Raw genomic sequence first — 21,380 nt, 5'->3', positions numbered from 1 at the left:
CATTAAGCGGCGCGACCACTCATATCAATAGACATTACCAATTCATCCAGAATACTATCTAAATCGGTAATTTTTTCGTGCGCAATAAAAATGCTCATATTGGAGTCGACGCTAACGTGTTCTTCGCTGTTATGACTATCGAAGGTACTGTCCAGTACCGTTTGCATACGCTCGAAGAATGAACGAGCGCTGCGCTCTTCAATATTGCGCAAGCACAAAATAAATTGCTCTGTGCCAAAGCGACCTAAAATATCATTGCCACGAGTACTGTTTTGCAGGGTTTGGGCAATTTGTCTTAATACAGCATCACTCTGCGTTGCCCCCAGTTTACCGGTGATTTCGCGCAAGTTACTAATATCGAATATAGCAATGGCAATGGCGCGCCCAGGTTTTGGTGCATCAAGACTGTTAATGCGGCTAATAGCCGTATTAGCATTAAGCAGCTGAGTAACAGGGTCTATTGCTTTACTGGCAAGGTGCTTTTTGCGCATTACATAGCCAGCAATTAGTGCAATAAGCACAAATACAGCAATGGCGGCTATCAAAGTATTTTGACGTAGCTGTTCAGCCGCTTCTATTTCAGACTCTAGATCGTAAATTCGGTTTCGTAGGTTTGCGGCGCTGAGTATACGCGCAGAATCTTGATTAGTAACCCTGCGCTTTTCCGCTTCAGCCGCAAAAAGTTGGTTAGCCTTTTTTGCATTTTCTAAGTCACCCAACGCGATATACATCGCCAAATTAAAGCTTAAATAATCAAGGTTGCTTCTAAAGTTGGCAGGCACAAAGGTGTTGTTTTCTGCAAAACTGTCGACATACTGCTGCACACATTCTAAGTCGTTATTAAACAAACACACTTCGGTTTTATGCCAATTGTAAAACAGTGTGGCCAGTGAACTAGAAATACCAGAAACGGCTTTTTCAAAGTCGGGAAGCGTGTACGCCAGCTGATTGTAATTTTTGGTTTTACGGTAGTAATACGACAGCGCATATTGATAGTGATAGTTAGTAAGTGGCGTATTCACTTCGCTATTAATAGTGCCATATTCCAAAATGCGTTGGTACGCTTCATCGGTTTGGCCGCTAGCCAGTAATGACACGATAGCGCTAATTAGAATACTGAGTTTATTACTACCTTTATATACTTTGAGGCCCATTTCATGGGCTTTTAAATACTGTTCAGCAGCAAGCGCGTGCTGTTCAAGGTTGCCATACAACAGGCCAATCGAGTTATGAATGTGCGCAAGTTCAGCAGGGCTGCCATCGTCAGAATAGCGCTGCAAAACGTTAAACATTTTGCTGAGACGTTCTGCTTCATCGGCATTTTCAGAGCAGTAGGTAATAAGCCCCAGCGATGCACTGGTGAAAATATCACTGTGTTGGGTAGGTGACGATATTTCTTGCGCCGTAGTGTAGTACCCACAGCGATTGGGGTGCTCGCGCATATCATAAATAAACCCAATTTGGTAAATAGCAGAGGCATACGCGTACGAGCTTTTATCAATATCGTTTTGAGCAGTGATGCCATCAAGCAATGTAAGCGCTTCTGCCAGCTTACCTTCACATATTAAAAACTGCCCCTTAGCCGCTGACAGGGCAAAGCGTTGCTGGGTAGACAAAGTATCTAGCTGCAATGTGGCATTAAGCTCGGGCAATAATGCCGGTGCTGGGCAGTCCCACGACGGGGTTTGCATTTTCTGAATAACGGCATCGACATTATCGGCGGCGACAGCACGCTGCGCCATAGGAGAAAGGCCAATTATAAGAGCCAAGAGCAATAAGCTAACTATATTTCGCATGAAGAAAACGTTTTTATTTTTTCTTCATCATAACGATTTGACGCCGCAACTACTACTTTTGTACTAGAAAAGTTGACGCTATTTTGTGACGAATTATGAATAGTACTAGCACAGGTGTTGCCGGCAATACCTGTTTTAATTCGTAGTGGGAGCGCCAAAACTTACCAAAATAGCCACACCAATTAGTGCGATAGCCGACCATGCCACAGTGGCTTTGGTGGCTTTTTCGCCAAAAGCCCATGCAACGCCCAGCGACATTAGCGCACTGGTTGCAATAAGCGTTTGCACCACAGCAGCCTTGGCATAGGCAAACGCGAACATTTGCAGGTAAATAGCGGCAGTAGTACCCAATAAGGTGGCCATAAAAAACGCAGGCCAAATGCGTTTGCCGTGAGCAATGGTTGGCATGTATTTGGTTTTGGTAAAGGCAATAAAAGGCACTACAAAAAACATACCGCCAATTAAACGCAAAAAGGCGGCACTGGCAGCATCTACTTCACCTGAGCTTAAAATATCACGGCTTACTACCGCACCAACGGCCTGACATAGCGCGGCGCCAACTCCATACAAATAGCCGCTGGTGGCAAACACGTGGGTAGTGCTGCGTTTGCGTGCTTTAATTACCATATCGACAGATAATAGCACTACCGCTACGCCAATCCATTGCTGCCAGGTTATCCATTCGCCAATAAAGGCCATGGCGAATAGCGCGGTGAAAAGCGGTGCAAGGGTTTCGGCCACCAGTACTGCTTGGCTGTCGCCAATGCTTTGTAAAGCTTTAAAAAAACAGGTGTCGCCAATACCAATGCCAATAAGGCCACTAAGTAATAGCCATAAAATAGTGTGAGTGGTTAAGCCTGTTGGCTGAACAAATACGAGTACCACCGCTAAAATAGCAATGGAGATAAGGCCCTTCCAAAAGTTCATGGTAAGCGGGGAAAACGCATTGCCTGTACCGCTAAATAATCGTGCAGCAATAGCCCAACAAAGCGCTGTACCTAGCGCAGCAAAAACACCCATTAAACACCTGAAAAAAGCATGCAAGAAAAAGAGCGGCTATGCTAATGCAAGCCCTTGTTGCGGTAAACTTAATTTGTTGCCACAAAAGTACAAAAAGCAAAAGGTAAGCGCCAAGGTGGTAAGCTTAAATACAAACAGTGCTGATAAAACATTTAATGTAAACGTAACTGTTTAAACAAAACGGAAACTGGCAAAGTGTGGCGCATTGCAAAGGGCAAGCAGGCGCGATGCAACAAGCGCAAGCTAAACAGCATTATTAAGTAAATAAAGGGCAGGGCATGAACCTAGACGGTATTAAAGGGGTAATTTTCGACTTAGACGGTACGTTAGTAGAGTCGAGCCTGAATTTCACAAAAATGCGCGCCGACATAGGCTGCCCGCAGCACGAAGATATTCTTACCTTTGTAGATGCTATTACGTGCGAAAAAACCAAAGCACACGCTCACAATACCATTTTGCAGCACGAACTAGACGATGCGCAAAACGCCAAATGGCTAGCTATTGGTAAGGAAATGGTAGAAAAGGCGCAGGCACATAATTTGCCCATGGCCATAGTAACCCGCAACTGCCGAGAAGCCACCGCCATTAAGCTTGCCAATAACAATATACCCATAGACTACGTATTAACCCGCGAAGACGCCCCCGCCAAGCCAGACCCAACTGCGCTGTTAATGGTAGCTGATACATGGCAGCTTCAACCAGAAGACTGCCTGTATGTAGGCGACTTTATTTATGACCAGCAAGCCGCAGAAAATGCTGGGATGAAGTGGTTGTTGGTTTAGAGTTTACCTATCTGTTTCCGGTTTCTTTGGCCTAATTGGGCCAACAGGCAAGATTGATAGGTAATCAGGGCACACAGCGTCGGCGCTAATTCCACCATATACTTTAGTATAGTCTTCTTCGTTAAGTTCTTGCATGATTGATTTTTGTTCGATATTCATAGTTTTCTCCATTAATTATTTTAGCTCTTAGAGCAATTGGAGATTAAATGTGCGTTAAGGATGATGAGCATGCGAACAGGGACACTCTCTAATTTATGTAATCAATGGCGGCTATGTGTCCCATTAATACTATTTTTTTCTTTCTTTTTTCCGAATTTGAGCCACGGTATCGGAGCAAGTTTAGAAGGACGAACAAGCTTCGCTGGTATCCCGTCTGGTGTGATAAGGGATATCGAAGTTAGAGGTGATATTGTTTTTGTGGCTGCAGAAAACGGTGTCTTTGAAATAGTGGGTGCTCAGTCTCAAAGAATAACGTATAGCAAGGCTGGTACGCTCACAGGAATTATATCTGATATACACCTCGATGGTGACGACCTGTGGATAGTCGAATATGGCGTTGGTGTTTTCAAATTAAATTTGAAAACAAAGCACTCAGAACAAGTCTTTTCGGAGTTTGAGTGGGCCACGTCTGTTTGGACAGTCAACTCTTCGAAGGAACATTACTTTTTATCCCTCATAGACGAAGTAATTGTTCTAGATAGATACTCGGGAAATATTAAAGCTCTCAGCGAACACCTCGTCCGCCTTGGTGTAGTAGAAGCATACTCAATTGACTCTACTAGCAGTGGCACATGGATAGCCGTTCGGGATGGACTAATTAAGCTTTCAAATGATTCTAATACAATTCATGAAAAAGAAGTCGCATCAGATTTTCCTTTATTGAGCAGTATTACGTTTGTGAAAGATGGTGGGCGTTCGATATATGTGGGTGGTCCAGAAGGGTTATATGTTGTTGATAAAGCGACTAATAGCTTATATTTTGCGAGATCTTCTGGCGTAAAAGGGACATTTATACAAGATGTATGGATTACTGATAACAATGAAGTTTGGGTGTCTGATGGGACAGTATTTAAACTAGAGCAAGGCCGACTTATTCGCCCCAAGTTTTTGAATCCCGTATTGGGCTCGGAAACAGTTAGGACAGTCACTAGGATTATTCAGGGTCCTCAAGACTCGCTACTGATCGCCTCTTCACAACTTGGGCTCATAGCCTTATCCCAAGCAACTAGAGCTATAAATCTTATCTCAGACGGTGAGGTAGTGCTGCGCAGTAATATCAATCAAGTCGTCACGGTAGATGAAAGCGTTTATGTATCTACGGACAAGCAGTTTTATAAGTTAAACGTTGTCACTGGAGCGTTGACTCCATCTAGTCTTGATTCTGAGTATTCTCACTGTGAAATGCTTCCTCGAAAAGTCTTCACTATGTCTATTGGAGAAGTATTTCCTCTTCAGTGTAAAGATGTATTCAAACATGTCGTGGACGTTACTGATGACAGTTTTTACTTGTATTCAGATAACGGAATGGAAGCAAGCTACTTCCTTGTAAGAGGCTCCAAATTAGAGGACAGGCTTCAAGCTCCCCGTTTGGTTGTTGAATCCATATTACTCTCAAGTGGTGAACTCGCTTCGTTTGATGTGTATGACAATATCCATTTTCAGCTATCAAAGCATAGTTGGAGGACAATTCGATCAAGCGTTGGAAGATGGACTGGAGTTCAATGTTTGATTGAAGTATCGGATGCATTTTTACTATGTACATCTGGCGCTGGTATAAGAAAAATAAGGAAGGATACAGGGGAAGTTGAAAGCCCAGAAGAGTTTCATATCGACGGACTAAGGTTTATAAGAGATGCAGTAGTCACTTCCGGCAAGAACATTTGGCTGGCAACTAATATGGGACTATACGCTTTTGAAGCTAAGTCTCAACGCATCTTTAAATTAGGAAGCTCCCACGGAATCTTTGATACTGATTTTGAGTATAAGAGTTTTAGTGTCGTTGGTGACCAGCTTCTCGTGAAAGGGGACAAATACTCTTATCTCATAGATGAAACGCGTGCCCTTGTCGAACTTAACAAAGAAAGAAGCAGCCCTGCTAGTGCTGTACTAACTTCTGTACATTGGGTTGAGGAAGGTGATATACAGCAACGCTTTTTCCCCAGAGTAACCTCTCTCGAGTTTTCTAGCACTTTAGAGGAGGTTACATTTAACTTCGCTACGAATAGCTTTATCAAACATTTGTCACAAAAATTGGAGCTACAGCTAGATAGTGAAGGGTGGATGCTTCACAGCAGTCCTACTATGAAGGTCTCACTGAGTGATCTTGATTTTGGAGAACACATAATAAAAGCTCGAGTGTTCTCGCCTGATAATAGTGGGCCTGTTACAACCCTTAAATTTACCGTAGCTCAGCCATTATGGGCCTCACCAGTAAGCTATAGTTTATATTTTTTGATTCTTACGACAATTGTCATGTTGTTTAAATTTGGTTATCTAAATGGCTTAATAGAAAAATTCAAGTCTACCAATCTCTATACCAATCTTACTCGATTCGAAATTACAGACGGACAGTCAAAGTTTGAAAAAATGCTTCGAAGCAAAGAACGTCAAATCAGTGAAATTACGCACGATTTGCGTACGCCTATTCAGGTAATCAAAGGGTCTCTAGAGCAATTATCAAATGAAAAGGGTGAGGAAAACAAAGAGTTTATTTTAATAAAAGAGAATATGCGAAGGGTAGAGCAACTTATTGAACAAATGAGAAATGATATACCTCGCGCTTCAAGCCCATCAGACTATTACAAAACTTACTCGGTTGAGCATATTAGATTTATTATTAACTCACTTGAGCCTTTAGCAAAACAAAAGCGGCAAAATCTCGAAATTAGGGTTAAAGGGACGAGGTATATTTCCCTTATCAACGATAGCTTAGAGAAGATCATAACGAACCTGCTTCAGAATGCCATCAAGTACACAAACGAATATGGAAATATTCGAGTCATAGTTTCCATCGACAAAAAGGTATTGAAGATTATTGTTTCAGATAATGGCATAGGGATGGATGCACGTTTGCTTGGAAAAGTGTTCGAGAGATTTACACGAGGTGAAACACAAGAAGAGGGGCAAGGTATAGGCTTATCAATTGTCAAAAATTTAATTGAGCTTAATCAAGGGAAGATTGATGTTGAGAGTAAACCTGGTGAAGGCAGCAAATTTACTGTAAGGCTACCCGTAGATGACATTGAGTTTGTAAATACTGAAGCAGCACAGCTTGAGCTGAAAGGTGAAACTACTAGTCAGAAGACGCTACTGATAGTTGACGACAGCCGAGAGTTTAGAACGTATATGTTTGATTTGCTGTCGACAAATTATCGCTGTTTGGTTGCAGGTAATGGTGAGCAAGCATTGGATGTAATGCAACGTTTCTTGGTCGACTTGGTTGTAACAGACCAAATTATGCCGAAAATGGACGGCTTAACGCTTACGAGTGAAATAAGAGCGCACGCAAGCCATAGTAATATCCCGGTGATAATGCTATCGGCAAAAACAGACCCTCAATTAGAAAAAGCGGCACTAGAAGTTAAAGTAGACTATTTTCTTGCAAAGCCAGCGTCTAGCGAAGAGATATCGCTTAGGATCGCGCACTTCTTGTCGGTACGAGATGCACAAAGCATTGATGAGAACGGCGGTAACAAGCCAATCTTTAAATTTGGTTGTTTAGAAATTCCAGAGATAAACAACGAGAAAGATATGGCGTTTTACCTCAATTTTATTGCTGTGCTTGAGAAAAATTACCATAGAGAAGAATTCAACAGAGACCAAGCGGCAGAGCAGCTTTTGATGAGCACTCGAAGCTTAAACCGGCGACTAGCCGAATTATTTGAATATAACTTTAGTGAATTTCTGTCACGTTTCAGGATAGAAAAGTCCATACCTATTTTGCTTGAAGGTCATTCAATTTTAGACACATGCCTTGATGTTGGCTTTGGAACGGCCGCCTATTTCTCTACTTCATTTAAAAAAGTGATGAAGGTACCGCCTAAAAAGTACATCGAGCAGTATAGGAAAACAGTGGCCTAGCCAAAGAAAGCCTAAATATACCTACGCCTCTCAGCCAAAAAGCCAATCAACATAAACGATGCCACATAGCCTGCGCCTTGGTACTGCCAAGGTAAGTAGGCTAATACGTGTTTCAAAAAGGGTGCGCCGTACAGGGTAAGTGCGCCATAGCCAAATGCGCACAGCACTACAAACAAACTAACGCGAATAACAAAATGGTAGGGCGCTAGTATGCGCTTTACATGGCCGTTAATAATGTCGCCGTACACCACCAAAATAGTGGCCATCAGCATTATACTCATCTCGGTGTAGTAGGGGCTTAAAGCGCGCGAAAGGGCGCTATATAATTCACTCATAACAAACTGCGTTTACAAAGCTACTAATAGAATATTAAGCCGCATAGTAACCGCTTCTGTTTTGTCACAAAAGCGATTTGCGCTAAATATGAGGAACTTTTAGGCCCGCTTAACTAATTCAAATTATTCAAATTGAATTCCGAAATTTCAGTCTCCATCACAAATTCATTTGATACTCATACAGAAATCTAACGTACCAAATCACCATGTTGATAAACCCATCAGATCTATGATGAAGGCGGTGGTAAATAATATGGCAGCACAACAATGCTTAGCTCGGCAGTCTCTGCCGACAGGCCCAGTGACAGCGGCGTATGAACGCAAGGTTAGTGCGGGGGAGGTGCGACGTGATAACGCGCAAGTTGCTCTGGCGGCAAAACTCGATGCCCTGCACCAGTCTCTAACCTCGCTGCCACCAGCACCAGTGCGCACCTACAAAAGGGCAGACAGCAGCGCTACTAGCAGCAATCCGCTATCACTGTTACCGGCGCGAACTTTGGAATCTGCCAAGTCCTATCTTCAAAAGAAGTTCTATTTGTGGTCTTTTGGTCCACCACCGCGAGGTATTTACATTCATGGCCCGGTCGGGGTCGGTAAAAGCTTTCTAATGGATCTTTTTTACGCGTCGGTTTCTGGTCCTGATGATGATTCTTGCTCTAAAAATGGCAGCCACAAACACGCAAAAATTACCAAACGCCGCGTCCACTTTCATGAGTTCATGCTAGACGTCCATCATCGAGTTTTTGTCTACAAAGAAAAGCACCCAACAGATGATGCGCTCCCCATCATTGCGCAACAATTGGCACAAGAAGCCCAGCTTCTCTGTTTCGATGAGTTTCAAGTAACAGACGTAGCCGATGCCATGATTTTGAAACGGCTGTTTTTATTATTATTGGATTTAAATGTCGTGGTGGTGGCCACGTCGAATCGCGCCCCTGAGGAATTGTATAAAGGGGGCATTAACCGCTCTCTCTTTTTGCCGTTCATCGACACACTGAAACAAACGTTCGACATTATTTCCATGGAAGACTCCAGTGTAGATTATCGACGCGAAACTCAGGCCAGTGGTCAATCTTATTTTTGGTCAAACAAAGATGCGCATGGCAATATCAATAACCACATACAGGCGCAGTTGGAAGCAGTATTTGGCGGACCTGCATCTGACACTAAGGCCGAGGTTATTTCGGTCCTCTTTGGTCGCACCGTCCAGGTGGCCCGATTTAATGAACGGTGCGCCTGGTTTAACTTTTCCGAGTTGTGTTACCAACCGCTCGGGGCGGCCGATTATATTTCCCTCTGCTGCCGATTTCCGGTCATCATTGTAGACCGCGTTCCCCAACTGGACGCCAACCACCTTAACGAAGCGCGACGATTCGTTACCCTCATTGATGCGTGTTATGAATCTCGCACTCGCTTAGTGCTGGCGGCACAAGTGCCGCTTGACGAATTGTTTGTCGATTTTGAAGCGCACGTCGAGAGCGACGATGGAGATGGAGAATTGATTGTTAATGATAAAGGGGGGAGCTCGAGTTCCTTCGCGACAACCATGATCCGCACCAAAGAGGGGGGATATTATGAGTGGTCAGCGACGGGGCGAGTTGGGGTGTCACTGGCACAATTCTCGTCTGCCAATGATCTCGCCTTTTCCTTTAGACGAGCCGCGTCTCGGTTGGTTGAAATGGGTGGAAAAGAATGGGGACGGCAACAACGGCTTACGGTAAGGTCCTCACCACCTCTGCGTATCTGAGAAGTACAGCTACATCGTACTTCTCCTGTTGGTAATGTATTTTACTTAAGCTTTTTTAAGCACCCGCATTCAATTCGCTCACTGCTTTAAAGCCTTGCTCTACTGTGGCTATGCGGTCGGTGGTGTGGTCGCGCTCTACAAATTTATGTTCAATACCCGCCAATTCACCGTGAGCAAATATGTCTTTAAAATCTATAGTGCCTTTGCCCACATCGGCAAAGCCGCCATCTTCGGCTAAATCCTTTACATGCCAAAGCTTAAAGCGGCCTGGGTAGGCTTTAAAATAGTCTACTGGGTTCTTGCCTGCTTTAACGGTCCAGTATAAATCTAGTTCCATGGCAACTAAATTCGGGTCGGTTTGGGTAATAAGCACATCTAGCGGTATTTGGCCGTCACGGTTTTCAAATTCAAAGTCGTGGTTATGGTAGGCAAGGGTAATGCCTGCCTTATGGCACGCTTCGCCTATTGTATTCAACTTTTCAGCTAATGCCTGATAGGGCGCAATACCTGTGCCGCGCTGCGCTTCACTTAGCCAAGGCACAACCAAATATTTGTGCCCTACGGTTTGGGCGTCGTCCAATACTTGGTTAAGGTTGTTGTCAAAGGCGTCTAACATAATATGCGCCGACGGTGCGCGTAAGCCGTTGTCGTCTAACAGTTGCCTAATGTGTTTTGCACTGTGATCAAAATACCCTGCAAACTCCATTTCTTTGTAACCAATGTCAGCTACTAATTTAAGAGTTGCAGGCACGCTTACTTTCATAATGTCGCGCAGGGTATAAAGCTGTAAGCCAACAGCACTGGTGTGTTGTGCATGCATAGCATCTTTACCTTTGTGATTGTGCGCTAATACAGCGGGTGTGCCCAGCGCTGCCAATGCGCCCGATGAATACTTTATAAATTGTCGACGTGTTAAAGCCTTGCCGTAGTTCGAGCCTTTGCTACTAACATTGATAAAGTTCATGGCGTTGTCCTTTTGCTGTATTACCTGATTACAGGGGTAGTAATTAACGTGTTGATACCGAGCCAGTGCTCTCTCTTACAATAAGTTCAAATGGCATAATTACTTTCGGTGCTTTTCTAATTTTACCGTTAAGTAAGTCAACCAATAGGGTAACTGCCGTACGTCCAAACTCTTCAGCGGGTTGCGCAATGGTCGTTAACGGTGGGTCAACAAAGGTCGAAAAGGCAATGTCATCAAACCCTGCTACCGAAATATCATTGGGTACGTGTAAATCAGCCTGCTTAAAGGCTTGCATGGCACCAATAGCTGTTTCGTCATTTTCACAAAACACAGCACTTGGCCTGTTATTCAGTTCGCTAATGGTTACACCCGCGTTGTAACCTGCTTGCAGAGTGAAGTCGCCGTCTAGCAGCAGGCTTTCATCAAAGTCGATATTCGCGTCGCGCAGCGCGTCTTTGTATCCGTTCAAACGCTCCTGAGTTAACGGGCTAGAATTGGGTCCTTTAATCATGGCAATGCGTTTATGGCCAAGCGATATTAAGTGCTGCGTCATGGCTTTGGCCGCTGCACGGTTGTCTAAACTCACCACCGGATACTGCCCATCATCAATCACTTCACAAGCATTCACCATGGGAAGTAAACCGTTGTCGTTTATCATGCTGGCGTCAAACGGGTTGTGCGCACGAAGCTGAATTAGCCCGTCTGCTTGCGACGTGCTCACCATTTTGGCGTAGTGATTTTCTATATTGTTATTACCCAAGGTGTTAGCCAGCAATATAGAATAACCTAGCTCTGCAGCCGCTTCTTGCATGCCGCTAATTACACGTGCAAAAAATACATTTGCCACTGTTGGTACTAACACCACTAAATTATGTGTTTTCCCAGACCGGAATTTAACGGCCATTAGGTTCGGCTTGTAGCCCACAGCTTGCACGGCTGCCATTACTTTACTGCGCGTTTTTGGCGACACGCGTTCAGGTTGTTGCAGTGTTCTCGACACTGTTGCCACAGATACGCCGGCGTTATCTGCTACATCTCTTATATTTGCCATTTACGTTGATCGTTCTACATCGCGATTAGCGATTAAATGTAACCGTTTTCATTTAATCAAAAGAATACGCATATTTTCGTCAATATCAAATGCTATTTGTATTATTTTTGTAAAATGCAGCTAATCTTTTTGGTAACTTCTAGCGAGTTAACGGGCTTTACTCATGTCAAATGGCGTTATTTGTAAATAATAGTTTAATAAAATGATGCGTTTCGTGTTGACATAACAAAATGTAACGGGTTACATTTTAACGCATCAAAGCATGAGAAATATGCAAAATCGATCAGAGGATCACGCAATGCAACCAATTCGAATGGGAATGATCGGCGGCGGTGAAGGCGCATTTATTGGCGCAGTGCATCGTCATGCGGCAGGTCTAGATGGGCAATATCAATTAGTGTGTGGCGCATTTAGTCGTAATGAAGACAATAACGTTATAACGGCCACTGCGTTAAACGTTAACCCTTCGCGTTGTTACGCCAATTGGCAAACCATGTTGCAAACTGAGTCTTCGTTACCTGAAGACGAGCGCATGCAAGTAGTGGTTATCGTTACACCTAATAACCTTCACGTACCTATTTCTATTGCGGCGATTAATGCTGGTTTTCATGTGTTTTGTGAAAAGCCCGCCGGCGTAAGTTTCGCTGAAGTCAAAGAGTTGCAAGATGTTATTTACGCGAATAACAGCCTATACGGCTTGGCGCATACCTATTTGGGTTACCCAATGGTATGGCAGGCGCGCCATATGGTAACCAGTGGCATGCTAGGTAATATTCGAAAGGTCTACGTAGAGTACCCACAAGGTTGGCTATCGGGTGAAGAAGAAACCCATAATAAGCAAGCCCAATGGCGAACCGACCCTGCTATTTCCGGTGCAACAGGCGCCATGGGCGATATTGGTACACACGCTTTTGGTCTTGTTGAATTTGTTTTAAACGACCCTGTTACTGCATTAAGCGGCGAGCTATACACCCATGTTGAAGGGCGACGCTTAGATGATGATGGTGCTGCGCTTATCAAAACTAAAAGTGGGGCAACGGGGGTATTGATTGCCTCGCAAGTGTGTGCAGGTGAAGAAAACGCCCTAAAAATTCGCGTGTATGGCGATAAAGGTGGGCTCGAGTGGCGGCAAATGGAGCCTAACTCGGTGATATACCGCCCTACCGATGCGCCATTTCAGGTATTTCGCGCGGGACAAGGTCAAGTGGGGCTTTGTGACGAGGCGTCATCTCGCTGCCGAGTGCCAGCAGGTCACCCAGAAGGTTATTTAGAAGCGATGGCAAATTTGTATACCGATTTTGCTAAGGCAGTTCGAAACAATCAAAAAGGTAAAGCAGATGGCGTGCCGGGTATTAATTCGGGCTTACGCGGTATGGTGTTTATTGACGCTATGCTTGCAAGCAGTGGCAGTGACACAAAATGGACGTCTATCAGCGACGAAGGCACTAACTAATGCAAACGCATATCCACAAACATAAAGGGTGCACACATGGCGAATAATCAACAAGCGATTAAAGGCCCCGCTATTTTTCTAGCGCAGTTTATGGGCGACAGTAGCCCCTTTGATACGTTAGAAAGTATGGCCAAATGGGCAGCATCTTTGGGCTATAAAGGTATTCAAGTACCAACCGACCCAAAGCTATTCGACTTAGAAAAGGCAGCCGAAAGCCAAGCATATTGTGACGAGGTAGCTGAAACATGCCGCAAAGCCGGCGTGGAGATTACCGAGCTGTCTACCCATCTTCAGGGTCAACTAGTGGCCGTGCATCCTGCCTATGATGAGCTTTTCGATAACTTTGCACCTAAGCACTTGCACGGCAAGCCGCAAGAGCGCACTGAATGGGCCATAAATCAGCTTAAATGTGCTGCCATCGCCAGTAAGCGATTAGGGCTTAAAGCGCACGCCACCTTTTCTGGTGCGCTTATGTGGCATTTGGTGTACCCGTGGCCGCAACGCCCCGCAGGCTTGGTGGAGCAAGGTTTTGCCGAATTAGCTAAGCGTTGGAAGCCAATATTAGATGCATTTGATGAGGCAGGCGTAGATGTGTGCTACGAAATTCACCCAGGTGAAGACTTACACGACGGTGCATCGTTTGAACAATTTCTAAAAGCGGTAGATAACCACCCTCGCGCTAATATTCTGTTCGATCCGAGTCATTTCGTACTACAACAGCTTGATTATCTGGACTTTATCGATCGCTACCACAGCCGCATTAAGATGTTCCATGTCAAAGACGCTGAATTTAACCCCAATGGTAGAAATGGTGTGTATGGCGGCTATCAAGACTGGCAAGACAGAGCGGGTCGTTTTCGCTCTCTAGGCGACGGACAGGTCGACTTCAACGGTATTTTTAGCAAGCTTACCCAATATGGCTTTAGTGGCTGGGCAGTACTTGAATGGGAATGCTGCTTAAAAGACAGCGCACAAGGTGCGGCCGAAGGAGCGCCATTTATTGCGTCGCATATTATCGAACCAAGTAAATATGCCTTTGATGATTTTGCTGGTGGTGATGTAAGCGAAGAAAAGAATAAACGCATTTTGGGGCTAGCGCGTTAAGCCAAGCGCATAAGGAAAATAATAATTATGATTACCCTACGTCTAAGCATCATGATGTTTTTGCAGTTCTTCATTTGGGGGGGCTGGTTTGTAACACTAGGCACTTATTTGTCGAACACGCTTCAGGCCAACGGAGGCCAAATTGGTATGGCGTTTTCCACCCAAAGTTGGGGGGCTATTATTGCGCCCTTTATCGTGGGTTTAATTGCCGACCGTTTTTTCAATGCTGAACGCATATTGGGCTTGTTGCATTTAGTAGGTGCAGCGCTGATGTACTTTATGTATCAAGCCAGCGACTTTGCGAGTTTTTATCCTTACGTATTGGTTTATATGATTGCTTATATGCCTACATTAGCGTTGGTGAACTCTGTGTCGTTTGGGCAAATGGATGATCCATCAAAGCAATTTGGAAAAGTTCGTGTGTGGGGCACTGTCGGCTGGATTGTGGCAGGACTTATGATTAGCTATGTCTTTTCATGGGATTCTGCGCAGTCTATTGCCGACGGTATGCTCAAAAACACCTTCCTACTGTGCAGTATTGCCTCACTAGCGTTGGGTATTTTCAGCTTTACCTTACCTAATACACCACCACAAAGTAGCGATAAAGCGGTTGGCCTTCGCGATGTGCTTGGACTAGATGCGCTGGCATTGTTAAAAGATAAAAACTTTTTGGTTTTCTTCTTATCTTCAGTTCTTATTTGTATTCCATTGGCATTTTATTACCAAAATGCCAATCCATTCTTAACGGAAATAGGTGTAGAGAACGCAACGGGTAAAATGACCTTGGGGCAGGTTTCAGAAGTCTTGTTCATGTTGGCATTACCAGTTTTCCTGAATCGATTTGGCATCAAAGCGACCTTGGTTATTGGAATGGCTGCATGGGTTATTCGCTATGCGCTGTTTGCGTTTGGCAATGCCGATGAAGCCTTGTTTATGCTAATCACAGGTATTGCACTTCACGGTATTTGCTACGACTTCTTCTTTGTTTCAGGACAAATATATACAAATGCAAAAGCAGGCGAGAAAGTAAAAAGTGCAGCACAGGGCCTAATTACGTTGGCTACGTACGGCGTAGGTATGCTAGTGGGTTTCGCCGTGGCAGGTGCTATTACCGACAGTTATACATTAGCTAGCGGTGCGCATAGCTGGCAGCAGGTGTGGTTGTTCCCTGCAGGCTTTGCCGCGGTCGTGTTAGTGCTGTTTGCTATCCTGTTTAAGTCTGAAAAGGTGAACGCAGATGCATAACAGTAATCACGACCAAATTCGCAGAAAGCTATTGCAAAGCATGGCGGTGACAGGGGCAGGCGTACTGGCTGCTATGCCGGGCTTTGCGGTTGGGCACCAATCTCAAAACGGAGCCAGTCATAATGATGCCGCGGTTTCTACACTTAAAGGTAACGTGAACCACTCGGTTAGTCGCTGGACCTACGGCGATTTGTCAATCGAGGAGCTTTGCAAAACCGTTAAGTCCCTAGGCTTTAGTGCTATTGATTTAGTTGGCCCCAAAGATTGGCCAATACTAAAACAATACGGCATCGACTCATCTATGTGTAACGGCGCCGAAATTAGTTTAGAGGATGGGTTTATTCATGCTCAGTTACATGACGAACTCGAGTCTCGATATCTAAAGCATATCGACCTAGTGGCAGATGCGGGCTACACCAATCTTATTTGTTTTAGCGGTAATGCAAGAGGCATGTCACGCGAACAAGGGTTAGAAAATGCAGTTAACGGCTTAAAGCGCATATTGCCTCATGCAGAAAAACGCGGTGTGATGATATTTATGGAGCTGTTTAACAGCAAAATTGATCACCCTGATTACATGGCTGACAACTCTGAGTGGGGGATAGCACTGTGCAAAAAGTTAAATAGTAAGCACTTTTCTCTGCTTTACGATATCTACCACATGCAAATCAACGAAGGCGATATCATTCGCACTATCCGCGATAACCATCAGTATTTTGGCCACTATCATACCGCTGGCGTGCCAGGTCGGCATGAAATAGATGCGTCTCAAGAACTGAATTACCCAGCTATTGCTAAGGCCATAGTTGAAACAGGGTTTAAGGGCTATTTGGCACAAGAGTTTATCCCCACACCTAAAACCAAGGCCGGCAGAATTGTATCGCTTAAAGACGCGATCCAAATCTGTGATGTGTAACGTGCAACAGGCACAGCGACGAATTAAGCGATAAAGGATGTGTTATGGCAACGAATGAATACGATGCAATTGTGATTGGCTCTGGTATCAGTGGCGGGTGGGCTGCCAAAGAGCTTACCGAAAAAGGCCTTAAGGTGTTAATGCTTGAACGCGGTCAAAACATCGAACATATAAAGGATTATAAAAACGCACACAAAGAAGATTGGGATTACCCCCATCGCGACTTGCCTACGCAGAAAATGAAAATGGAATACCCAGTGCTTAAGCGCGACTATCCGCTTAACGAAAAAACATTGGGAATGTGGGCAAATGAGATAGATAACCCCTACACGGAAGAGAAGCGTTTTGACTGGTATCGTGGTTATCACGTTGGCGGCCGTTCACTTTTATGGGGGCGTCAAAGCTATCGCCTTAACAGAGAAGACTTCGAGGCGAATGCTAAAGAAGGTATCGCTGTCGATTGGCCAATTCGTTACGACGACCTGGCGCCGTGGTATGACTATGTAGAAAAGTTTGCGGGGATCAGTGGAAACCGCGATGGCTTGGATGTACTGCCAGACGGTATTTACCAACCACCTATGCCCATGAATATTGTGGAAGAAACCGTTGCTGCCAGAGTAAAAGAAGCGTTCAAGGGTAGCCGACACATTCTACATGGCCGTACTTCAAACATGACCAAAGGTAAACCCGAAGAAGGGCGTGTGCATTGCCAATATCGCAATAAGTGTTGGTTGGGTTGCCCGTTTGGGGGCTACTTCAGTACGCAAGCATCTACACTACCTGCGGCGGTGAAAACAGGAAATTTAACCCTTCGTCCGTTCTCTATTGTAAAAGAGATCCTGTTCGATAAAGACAAAAAGCGCGCAACGGGTGTGGAGATCATTGACGCCGAGACCAACCAAACCTATGTGTTCAAAAGCAAGATAGTGTTTGTAAATGCTTCGGCCCTTAATTCTGCTTGGATATTGATGAACTCTGCTACCGATGTATGGGAAGGCGGACTTGGCAGCAGCAGTGGTGAGTTAGGTCACAATGTGATGGATCACCATTTCAGAGTTGGCGCATCTGCTGACGTAGAAGGCTTTGACGACAAGTATACCTATGGGCGACGTCCAAGCGGTTTTTATGTTCCTCGTTTTAGAAATTGGGGAGATGACAAGCGCGACTATTTACGCGGGTTCGGATATCAGGGTAGTGCCAGTCGTTCAGGGTGGCGAAAAGATATTGCCGAGATGGGTATTGGGGCTGGGCTTAAAGATGCCATCAGTGAACCAGGTTCGTGGACGATTGGTATGACTGCCTTTGGTGAAATGCTACCTCACCACGACAACCGCATTTATTTGAACAAGAAAGTGACGGATAAATGGGGAATGCCAGTTCTTGCTATGGATGTAGAGATAAAAGAGAACGAACTCAAAATGCGTAAGGATATGCAGCAGGACGCCATTGATATGTTCGAAGCGGCTGGCCTCAAAAACGTGCAAGGTTGGGATGCCGATTATGCACCAGGTATGGGTATTCACGAGATGGGTACAGCGCGTATGGGACGTGACCCGAAAACGTCAGTACTGAACGCGCACAATCAAGTATGGGATGCCCCGAATGTATTTGTGACAGACGGTGCCGCTATGACGTCGGGTAGTTGCGTTAACCCATCACTTACTTATATGGCATTAACCGCGCGCGCTGCTGATTTTGCAGTGGAAGAGCTTAAGCGAGGTAACTTGTAATGGAAAGAAGAGCACTACTTAAACTTATTGCTACTGCAACAGGCACCGCCATGTTTGCAGGCAGTGCGTTTGCGTATAAAGATTTAACGCCGGTTCCGCTAAGTGCAACATTGTTTTCTGAAAATGATGTGACGCTTTTTAATGAAATGGCCGAAGTAATCATTCCACAGACAGACACGCCCGGGGCGAAAGCGGCGAATGTGGGAGAGACCATGGCAGTATTAATAACCGACTGTTACACACCTCTGCTGCAAAAAACGTTTCAAAATGGTATTAAAACCATCGAAAAGTTATGCCAAACACGATATGGCAAAGCATTTTTGCAACTTGATGCTCAGCAGCGTGAAACCCTGTTCACTGAACTCGATGTAGAGGCGAAAGCCGCCAATCTGGCAAATGGTGTATGGCAAGGAGTAGAAACCGGCAAGCCTAGTCAATGGGAGCCAGGAACCGACGAGCCAACACCTCATTACTTCACTTTGCTAAAACAATTAACTTTGTATTGTTTTTTCACGTCGCAAGTAGGCGCTACAAAAGTACTGCGTTATGTGTCTATTCCGGGTAAGTACGACGGGGCTTTACCTTATAAGAAGGGTGATAAAGCGTGGGCGACATAACTTAGCTTGAGGGCGTCTAGCAAGATGTTGCACATACCTTAGCATCATTAACTTACACGAAATTAGGCAAACATAATGAACAAACACTCAGTAGCAAAAGCATTACTATTTTTTTCACCGCTTACAGTATTAATGACCACTACTGCATGCGCGTCTGACGATGACAGGCTTACACGAGAACAACAGGCAGCCAAAACAGAAGTGTGGGAGCCTGTACCTGAAGTGGTGTCATTTAACGCTAATAACGTACCTTCAGATGCCACCGTGCTGCTAGGTGACAACCTAAATGCGTGGGAATCGCTAAAAGGCGGCGATGCAAACTGGACTATGCAAGATGGCGTGCTAACGGTAAAGCCTGGTGCGGGAGATATTAAAACCAAAGCGTCGTTCTGCGATATTCAGCTACATGTTGAATGGATGGCACCGATGCCAGAAGAGGGAATGGAAGGTCAGCAGCGTAATAACAGTGGCATATTCCTTCAGCAACGCTACGAAGTGCAAGTGTTAGATTCGTTTGAAAATAAAACCTACCCCAATGGTCAGGCTGCAAGTGTATACAAGCAAACTATTCCTTTAGTGAATGCCATGAAGGCTCCGGGCAATTGGCAAACCTACGACATCATTTATAAAGCGCCGCGCTTTGAGGGTGAGAGCTTAAGTTCGCCGGGCTACGTTACCGTTATCCACAATGGCGTGGTGGTACAAAACCATACCGAAATACAAGGTACAACAGAGTGGATAGGCGCGCCAAAATACAAAGCACATGGCTGTGCACCTCTACAGCTCCAAGATCACGGAAACTATGTAAGCTTCAGAAATATTTGGGTAAGAGAGTTATAACCACATTAGGCTAAAAAGCGTGTCGGTAAATATCTTCTATTTCCTCTACGCTAAGCTGCTTTGGGTTATTGCGCAGTAGGCGAGTGACTTTACTCGCCTCACAGGCAAGTTCACCAACACAATCCTCTGGTATATTAAAGTGGGTAAGCGATTGGGGAATATCCACATCTCTACACAACTTTTCAACGGCGTTGAGTAACAGCTTTACTGCTTCGTCTTTGGTGTGATGCCTATCGCAAAGTTTCAACTGCTTTGCTACGCAATACAGTTTGTCTGCACAAAAAGGCGCATTCACTCTTAATACATGGGGTAGCATAACGGCATTACTCATCCCATGAGATAAATGAAAACGTCCGCCTAACGGATACGCAAGCGCATGCACCGCACCTACGCCCGCGTTACCAAACGCAAGCCCTGCCATTAAGCTGCCGGTGGCCATATCTTCCCTTGCTGATAAATTTTCGCCATTCGCATAGGCATGTGGCAAGGCGTTATATATAAGCTTTAACGCTTTTTCAGCAAGCGCATCGGTAATGGGTGTGGCATTAACTGAAACATAGGCTTCTAATGCGTGAACAAAGGCATCTATTCCACTGGCTGCGGTTATAGCTTTGGGGCACGTTTTTGTCATCTCCGGTGCAACAATGGCAACGTCTGGCAATAAGCAGTGGCTCACAATGCCTTTTTTCATCTGCGATTTGGGGTCACATAGTATTGCTATATTAGTGACTTCTGAGCCTGTACCTGCCGTGGTGGGTATAGCGATAAGTGGCAAGGTACGACGTGATAACGTATTTTCTCCGAAGAGATCTGACAACTTACCAGTATAATCATAAGTAGCAGCTAATATCTTTGCGCTATCAATAGCACTACCGCCACCTAAGGCAATAACACCATCTATTTGTTTTTCTCTAAGTAGTGAAAGCTTGTTCTCTATAACCGTGATTTCAGGTTCTGGGGGGATATCATCAATCACTATAGTGGCAGCGGTTGGAAGTAATGGAGAAACTTGGTCGAGTAAACCTGATGCTGATACGCCTTTGTCAGTGATAATGGCAAAGGCATTTATCGATAGTCGTGCCATCTCATCACTAAGTGCTTGCAAAGCACCTAAACCAGTAATAAGTTTCCCTGCGGTTTTAAACTCAGAAATATTCATCGCGCCCTCACTATAAAGACTGTGCAAATGCTTTCTTTATTTACGTATTTTAATGCTCGTTAATAGAAAGCTATAGCATCTAATCTAAAGCACGGGTAGCCAGATACCAATTAACTGAACTTATAGATGAGTAAAATTGGTATGAATTAGCCCGTTTTTAAAACGATCTGTTCATAGTTTGCGCAAACGATCGAAAAATAAGGATTTTTTTAAAATACTTGTTGACGTGAGCGCTCAGATCCCTAAAATGCGCATCCGCTTCGACAGGAAAGCAAAACAAATTGCCCCTAAGAAGTAAGTCTCTACTACCTACATAGGCCAGTAAAGACGGGAGTTTGAAAGAAACGCTTTCGAAAATAAATTTTCAAAAAGTGTTGACACTGAAAACTTCCAGCGTATAATGCGCACCTCACTCGAACAGGGTGAGTCACTAAGAGGCAAAGCTTCTAGTGAATGTTCTTTAAAAATTTAGACAAGACAATCTGTGTGGGCACTCGTTAAGAGTGTCACAACGACGATTCATATTTCGATATATTTAATT

The 21,380-nt window shown here is 44.6% G+C and carries 17 protein-coding genes; 10 read left to right on the top strand and 7 right to left on the bottom strand.

Annotation, left to right across the window (positions count from 1 at the left end; genetic code table 11):
* Positions 1-2 precede the first annotated feature (2 nt).
* Together LHL20_RS14805 and LHL20_RS14800 are read right to left on the bottom strand one after the other, a co-directional pair.
* Positions 3-1,796, bottom strand: coding sequence for a GGDEF domain-containing protein (locus LHL20_RS14805; RefSeq protein WP_226433856.1), 1,794 nt, complete (start codon positions 1,794-1,796; stop codon positions 3-5).
* A gap of 135 nt (positions 1,797-1,931) precedes the next feature.
* The gene (locus tag LHL20_RS14800; RefSeq protein ID WP_226433855.1) at positions 1,932-2,816 is read right to left on the bottom strand and encodes a DMT family transporter; all 885 of its coding nucleotides are present in this window, start codon (positions 2,814-2,816) and stop codon (positions 1,932-1,934) included.
* Positions 2,817-3,094: 278 nt separating this feature from the next.
* Between LHL20_RS14800 and LHL20_RS14795 the strand changes: the two genes are divergently transcribed.
* Positions 3,095-3,598, top strand: coding sequence for an HAD family hydrolase (locus LHL20_RS14795; RefSeq protein WP_226433854.1), 504 nt, complete (start codon positions 3,095-3,097; stop codon positions 3,596-3,598).
* Between the two features lie 3 nt (positions 3,599-3,601).
* On the opposite strand, the gene LHL20_RS14790 is transcribed toward LHL20_RS14795, so the two are convergent.
* The gene (locus tag LHL20_RS14790; RefSeq protein ID WP_202263264.1) at positions 3,602-3,757 is read right to left on the bottom strand and encodes a hypothetical protein; all 156 of its coding nucleotides are present in this window, start codon (positions 3,755-3,757) and stop codon (positions 3,602-3,604) included.
* Positions 3,758-3,826: 69 nt separating this feature from the next.
* Here LHL20_RS14790 and LHL20_RS14785 point away from each other — a divergent pair, with 69 nt between their 5' ends.
* Positions 3,827-7,678 carry an ATP-binding protein gene (locus tag LHL20_RS14785; RefSeq protein ID WP_226433853.1) on the top strand — a complete coding sequence of 1,284 codons (3,852 nt, stop codon included), beginning with the start codon at positions 3,827-3,829 and terminating at the stop codon, positions 7,676-7,678.
* A gap of 11 nt (positions 7,679-7,689) precedes the next feature.
* On the opposite strand, the gene LHL20_RS14780 is transcribed toward LHL20_RS14785, so the two are convergent.
* Complete coding sequence (locus LHL20_RS14780) at positions 7,690-8,013, bottom strand: DUF3392 family protein (RefSeq protein ID WP_226433852.1); 324 nt, start codon at positions 8,011-8,013, stop codon at positions 7,690-7,692.
* A 253-nt stretch (positions 8,014-8,266) separates the two neighbouring features.
* On the opposite strand from LHL20_RS14780, the gene zapE reads away from it, so the two are divergent.
* Positions 8,267-9,760, top strand: coding sequence for a cell division protein ZapE (zapE, locus tag LHL20_RS14775; protein ID WP_226433851.1), 1,494 nt, complete (start codon positions 8,267-8,269; stop codon positions 9,758-9,760).
* A gap of 55 nt (positions 9,761-9,815) precedes the next feature.
* Here zapE and LHL20_RS14770 read toward each other — a convergent pair whose 3' ends face one another.
* The gene (locus LHL20_RS14770; protein WP_226433850.1) at positions 9,816-10,724 is read right to left on the bottom strand and encodes a sugar phosphate isomerase/epimerase family protein; all 909 of its coding nucleotides are present in this window, start codon (positions 10,722-10,724) and stop codon (positions 9,816-9,818) included.
* A 43-nt stretch (positions 10,725-10,767) separates the two neighbouring features.
* Positions 10,768-11,775 carry a LacI family DNA-binding transcriptional regulator gene (locus tag LHL20_RS14765; RefSeq protein ID WP_226433849.1) on the bottom strand — a complete coding sequence of 336 codons (1,008 nt, stop codon included), beginning with the start codon at positions 11,773-11,775 and terminating at the stop codon, positions 10,768-10,770.
* Between the two features lie 298 nt (positions 11,776-12,073).
* Between LHL20_RS14765 and LHL20_RS14760 the strand changes: the two genes are divergently transcribed.
* The 7 genes from LHL20_RS14760 (at position 12,074) to LHL20_RS14730 (ending at position 19,680) form a co-directional block, all read left to right on the top strand.
* On the top strand, positions 12,074-13,228 hold the full coding sequence (locus tag LHL20_RS14760; protein ID WP_226433848.1) for a Gfo/Idh/MocA family protein: 1,155 nt from the start codon (positions 12,074-12,076) through the stop codon (positions 13,226-13,228).
* Between the two features lie 36 nt (positions 13,229-13,264).
* On the top strand, positions 13,265-14,332 hold the full coding sequence (locus LHL20_RS14755; RefSeq protein ID WP_226433847.1) for a sugar phosphate isomerase/epimerase family protein: 1,068 nt from the start codon (positions 13,265-13,267) through the stop codon (positions 14,330-14,332).
* Positions 14,333-14,359: 27 nt separating this feature from the next.
* A complete protein-coding gene (locus LHL20_RS14750) occupies positions 14,360-15,577 on the top strand; it encodes a nucleoside permease (protein WP_226433846.1) in 1,218 nt (405 codons plus the stop codon).
* Entirely contained in the window at positions 15,570-16,493 is a 924-nt protein-coding gene (locus LHL20_RS14745) for a hydroxypyruvate isomerase family protein (protein WP_226433845.1), read from the top strand. Before LHL20_RS14750 ends, LHL20_RS14745 begins: the two co-directional genes overlap by 8 nt.
* A gap of 44 nt (positions 16,494-16,537) precedes the next feature.
* Entirely contained in the window at positions 16,538-18,223 is a 1,686-nt protein-coding gene (locus tag LHL20_RS14740) for a GMC oxidoreductase (protein ID WP_159628146.1), read from the top strand.
* Positions 18,223-18,840 carry a gluconate 2-dehydrogenase subunit 3 family protein gene (locus tag LHL20_RS14735; RefSeq protein ID WP_202266676.1) on the top strand — a complete coding sequence of 206 codons (618 nt, stop codon included), beginning with the start codon at positions 18,223-18,225 and terminating at the stop codon, positions 18,838-18,840. The genes LHL20_RS14740 and LHL20_RS14735 overlap by 1 nt, the downstream gene beginning before the upstream one ends.
* 75 nt (positions 18,841-18,915) lie before the next feature.
* Positions 18,916-19,680, top strand: a complete 765-nt coding sequence (locus tag LHL20_RS14730; protein ID WP_413228902.1) for a 3-keto-disaccharide hydrolase — start codon at positions 18,916-18,918, stop codon at positions 19,678-19,680.
* A 10-nt stretch (positions 19,681-19,690) separates the two neighbouring features.
* On the opposite strand, the gene LHL20_RS14725 is transcribed toward LHL20_RS14730, so the two are convergent.
* Complete coding sequence (locus LHL20_RS14725; RefSeq protein WP_226433844.1) at positions 19,691-20,839, bottom strand: iron-containing alcohol dehydrogenase; 1,149 nt, start codon at positions 20,837-20,839, stop codon at positions 19,691-19,693.
* Positions 20,840-21,380 lie beyond the last annotated feature (541 nt).

It is taken from the genome of Alteromonas sp. McT4-15 (genome assembly GCF_020515205.1).
Classification (GTDB): Bacteria; Pseudomonadota; Gammaproteobacteria; order Enterobacterales; family Alteromonadaceae; genus Alteromonas.
Note: the sequence above shows the minus strand (reverse complement) of the source record. Positions and strands in the feature narration are given on the sequence as shown.

Coding starts and splice junctions, on each gene's coding strand:
- LHL20_RS14805 (WP_226433856.1), bottom strand. CDS start 1,796: ATGCGAAATATAGTTAGCTTATTGCTCTTGGCTCTTATAATTGGCCTT.
- LHL20_RS14800 (WP_226433855.1), bottom strand. CDS start 2,816: ATGGGTGTTTTTGCTGCGCTAGGTACAGCGCTTTGTTGGGCTATTGCT.
- LHL20_RS14795 (WP_226433854.1), top strand. CDS start 3,095: ATGAACCTAGACGGTATTAAAGGGGTAATTTTCGACTTAGACGGTACG.
- LHL20_RS14790 (WP_202263264.1), bottom strand. CDS start 3,757: ATGAATATCGAACAAAAATCAATCATGCAAGAACTTAACGAAGAAGAC.
- LHL20_RS14785 (WP_226433853.1), top strand. CDS start 3,827: ATGCGAACAGGGACACTCTCTAATTTATGTAATCAATGGCGGCTATGT.
- LHL20_RS14780 (WP_226433852.1), bottom strand. CDS start 8,013: ATGAGTGAATTATATAGCGCCCTTTCGCGCGCTTTAAGCCCCTACTAC.
- zapE (WP_226433851.1), top strand. CDS start 8,267: ATGGCAGCACAACAATGCTTAGCTCGGCAGTCTCTGCCGACAGGCCCA.
- LHL20_RS14770 (WP_226433850.1), bottom strand. CDS start 10,724: ATGAACTTTATCAATGTTAGTAGCAAAGGCTCGAACTACGGCAAGGCT.
- LHL20_RS14765 (WP_226433849.1), bottom strand. CDS start 11,775: ATGGCAAATATAAGAGATGTAGCAGATAACGCCGGCGTATCTGTGGCA.
- LHL20_RS14760 (WP_226433848.1), top strand. CDS start 12,074: ATGCAACCAATTCGAATGGGAATGATCGGCGGCGGTGAAGGCGCATTT.
- LHL20_RS14755 (WP_226433847.1), top strand. CDS start 13,265: ATGGCGAATAATCAACAAGCGATTAAAGGCCCCGCTATTTTTCTAGCG.
- LHL20_RS14750 (WP_226433846.1), top strand. CDS start 14,360: ATGATTACCCTACGTCTAAGCATCATGATGTTTTTGCAGTTCTTCATT.
- LHL20_RS14745 (WP_226433845.1), top strand. CDS start 15,570: ATGCATAACAGTAATCACGACCAAATTCGCAGAAAGCTATTGCAAAGC.
- LHL20_RS14740 (WP_159628146.1), top strand. CDS start 16,538: ATGGCAACGAATGAATACGATGCAATTGTGATTGGCTCTGGTATCAGT.
- LHL20_RS14735 (WP_202266676.1), top strand. CDS start 18,223: ATGGAAAGAAGAGCACTACTTAAACTTATTGCTACTGCAACAGGCACC.
- LHL20_RS14730 (WP_413228902.1), top strand. CDS start 18,916: ATGAACAAACACTCAGTAGCAAAAGCATTACTATTTTTTTCACCGCTT.
- LHL20_RS14725 (WP_226433844.1), bottom strand. CDS start 20,839: ATGAATATTTCTGAGTTTAAAACCGCAGGGAAACTTATTACTGGTTTA.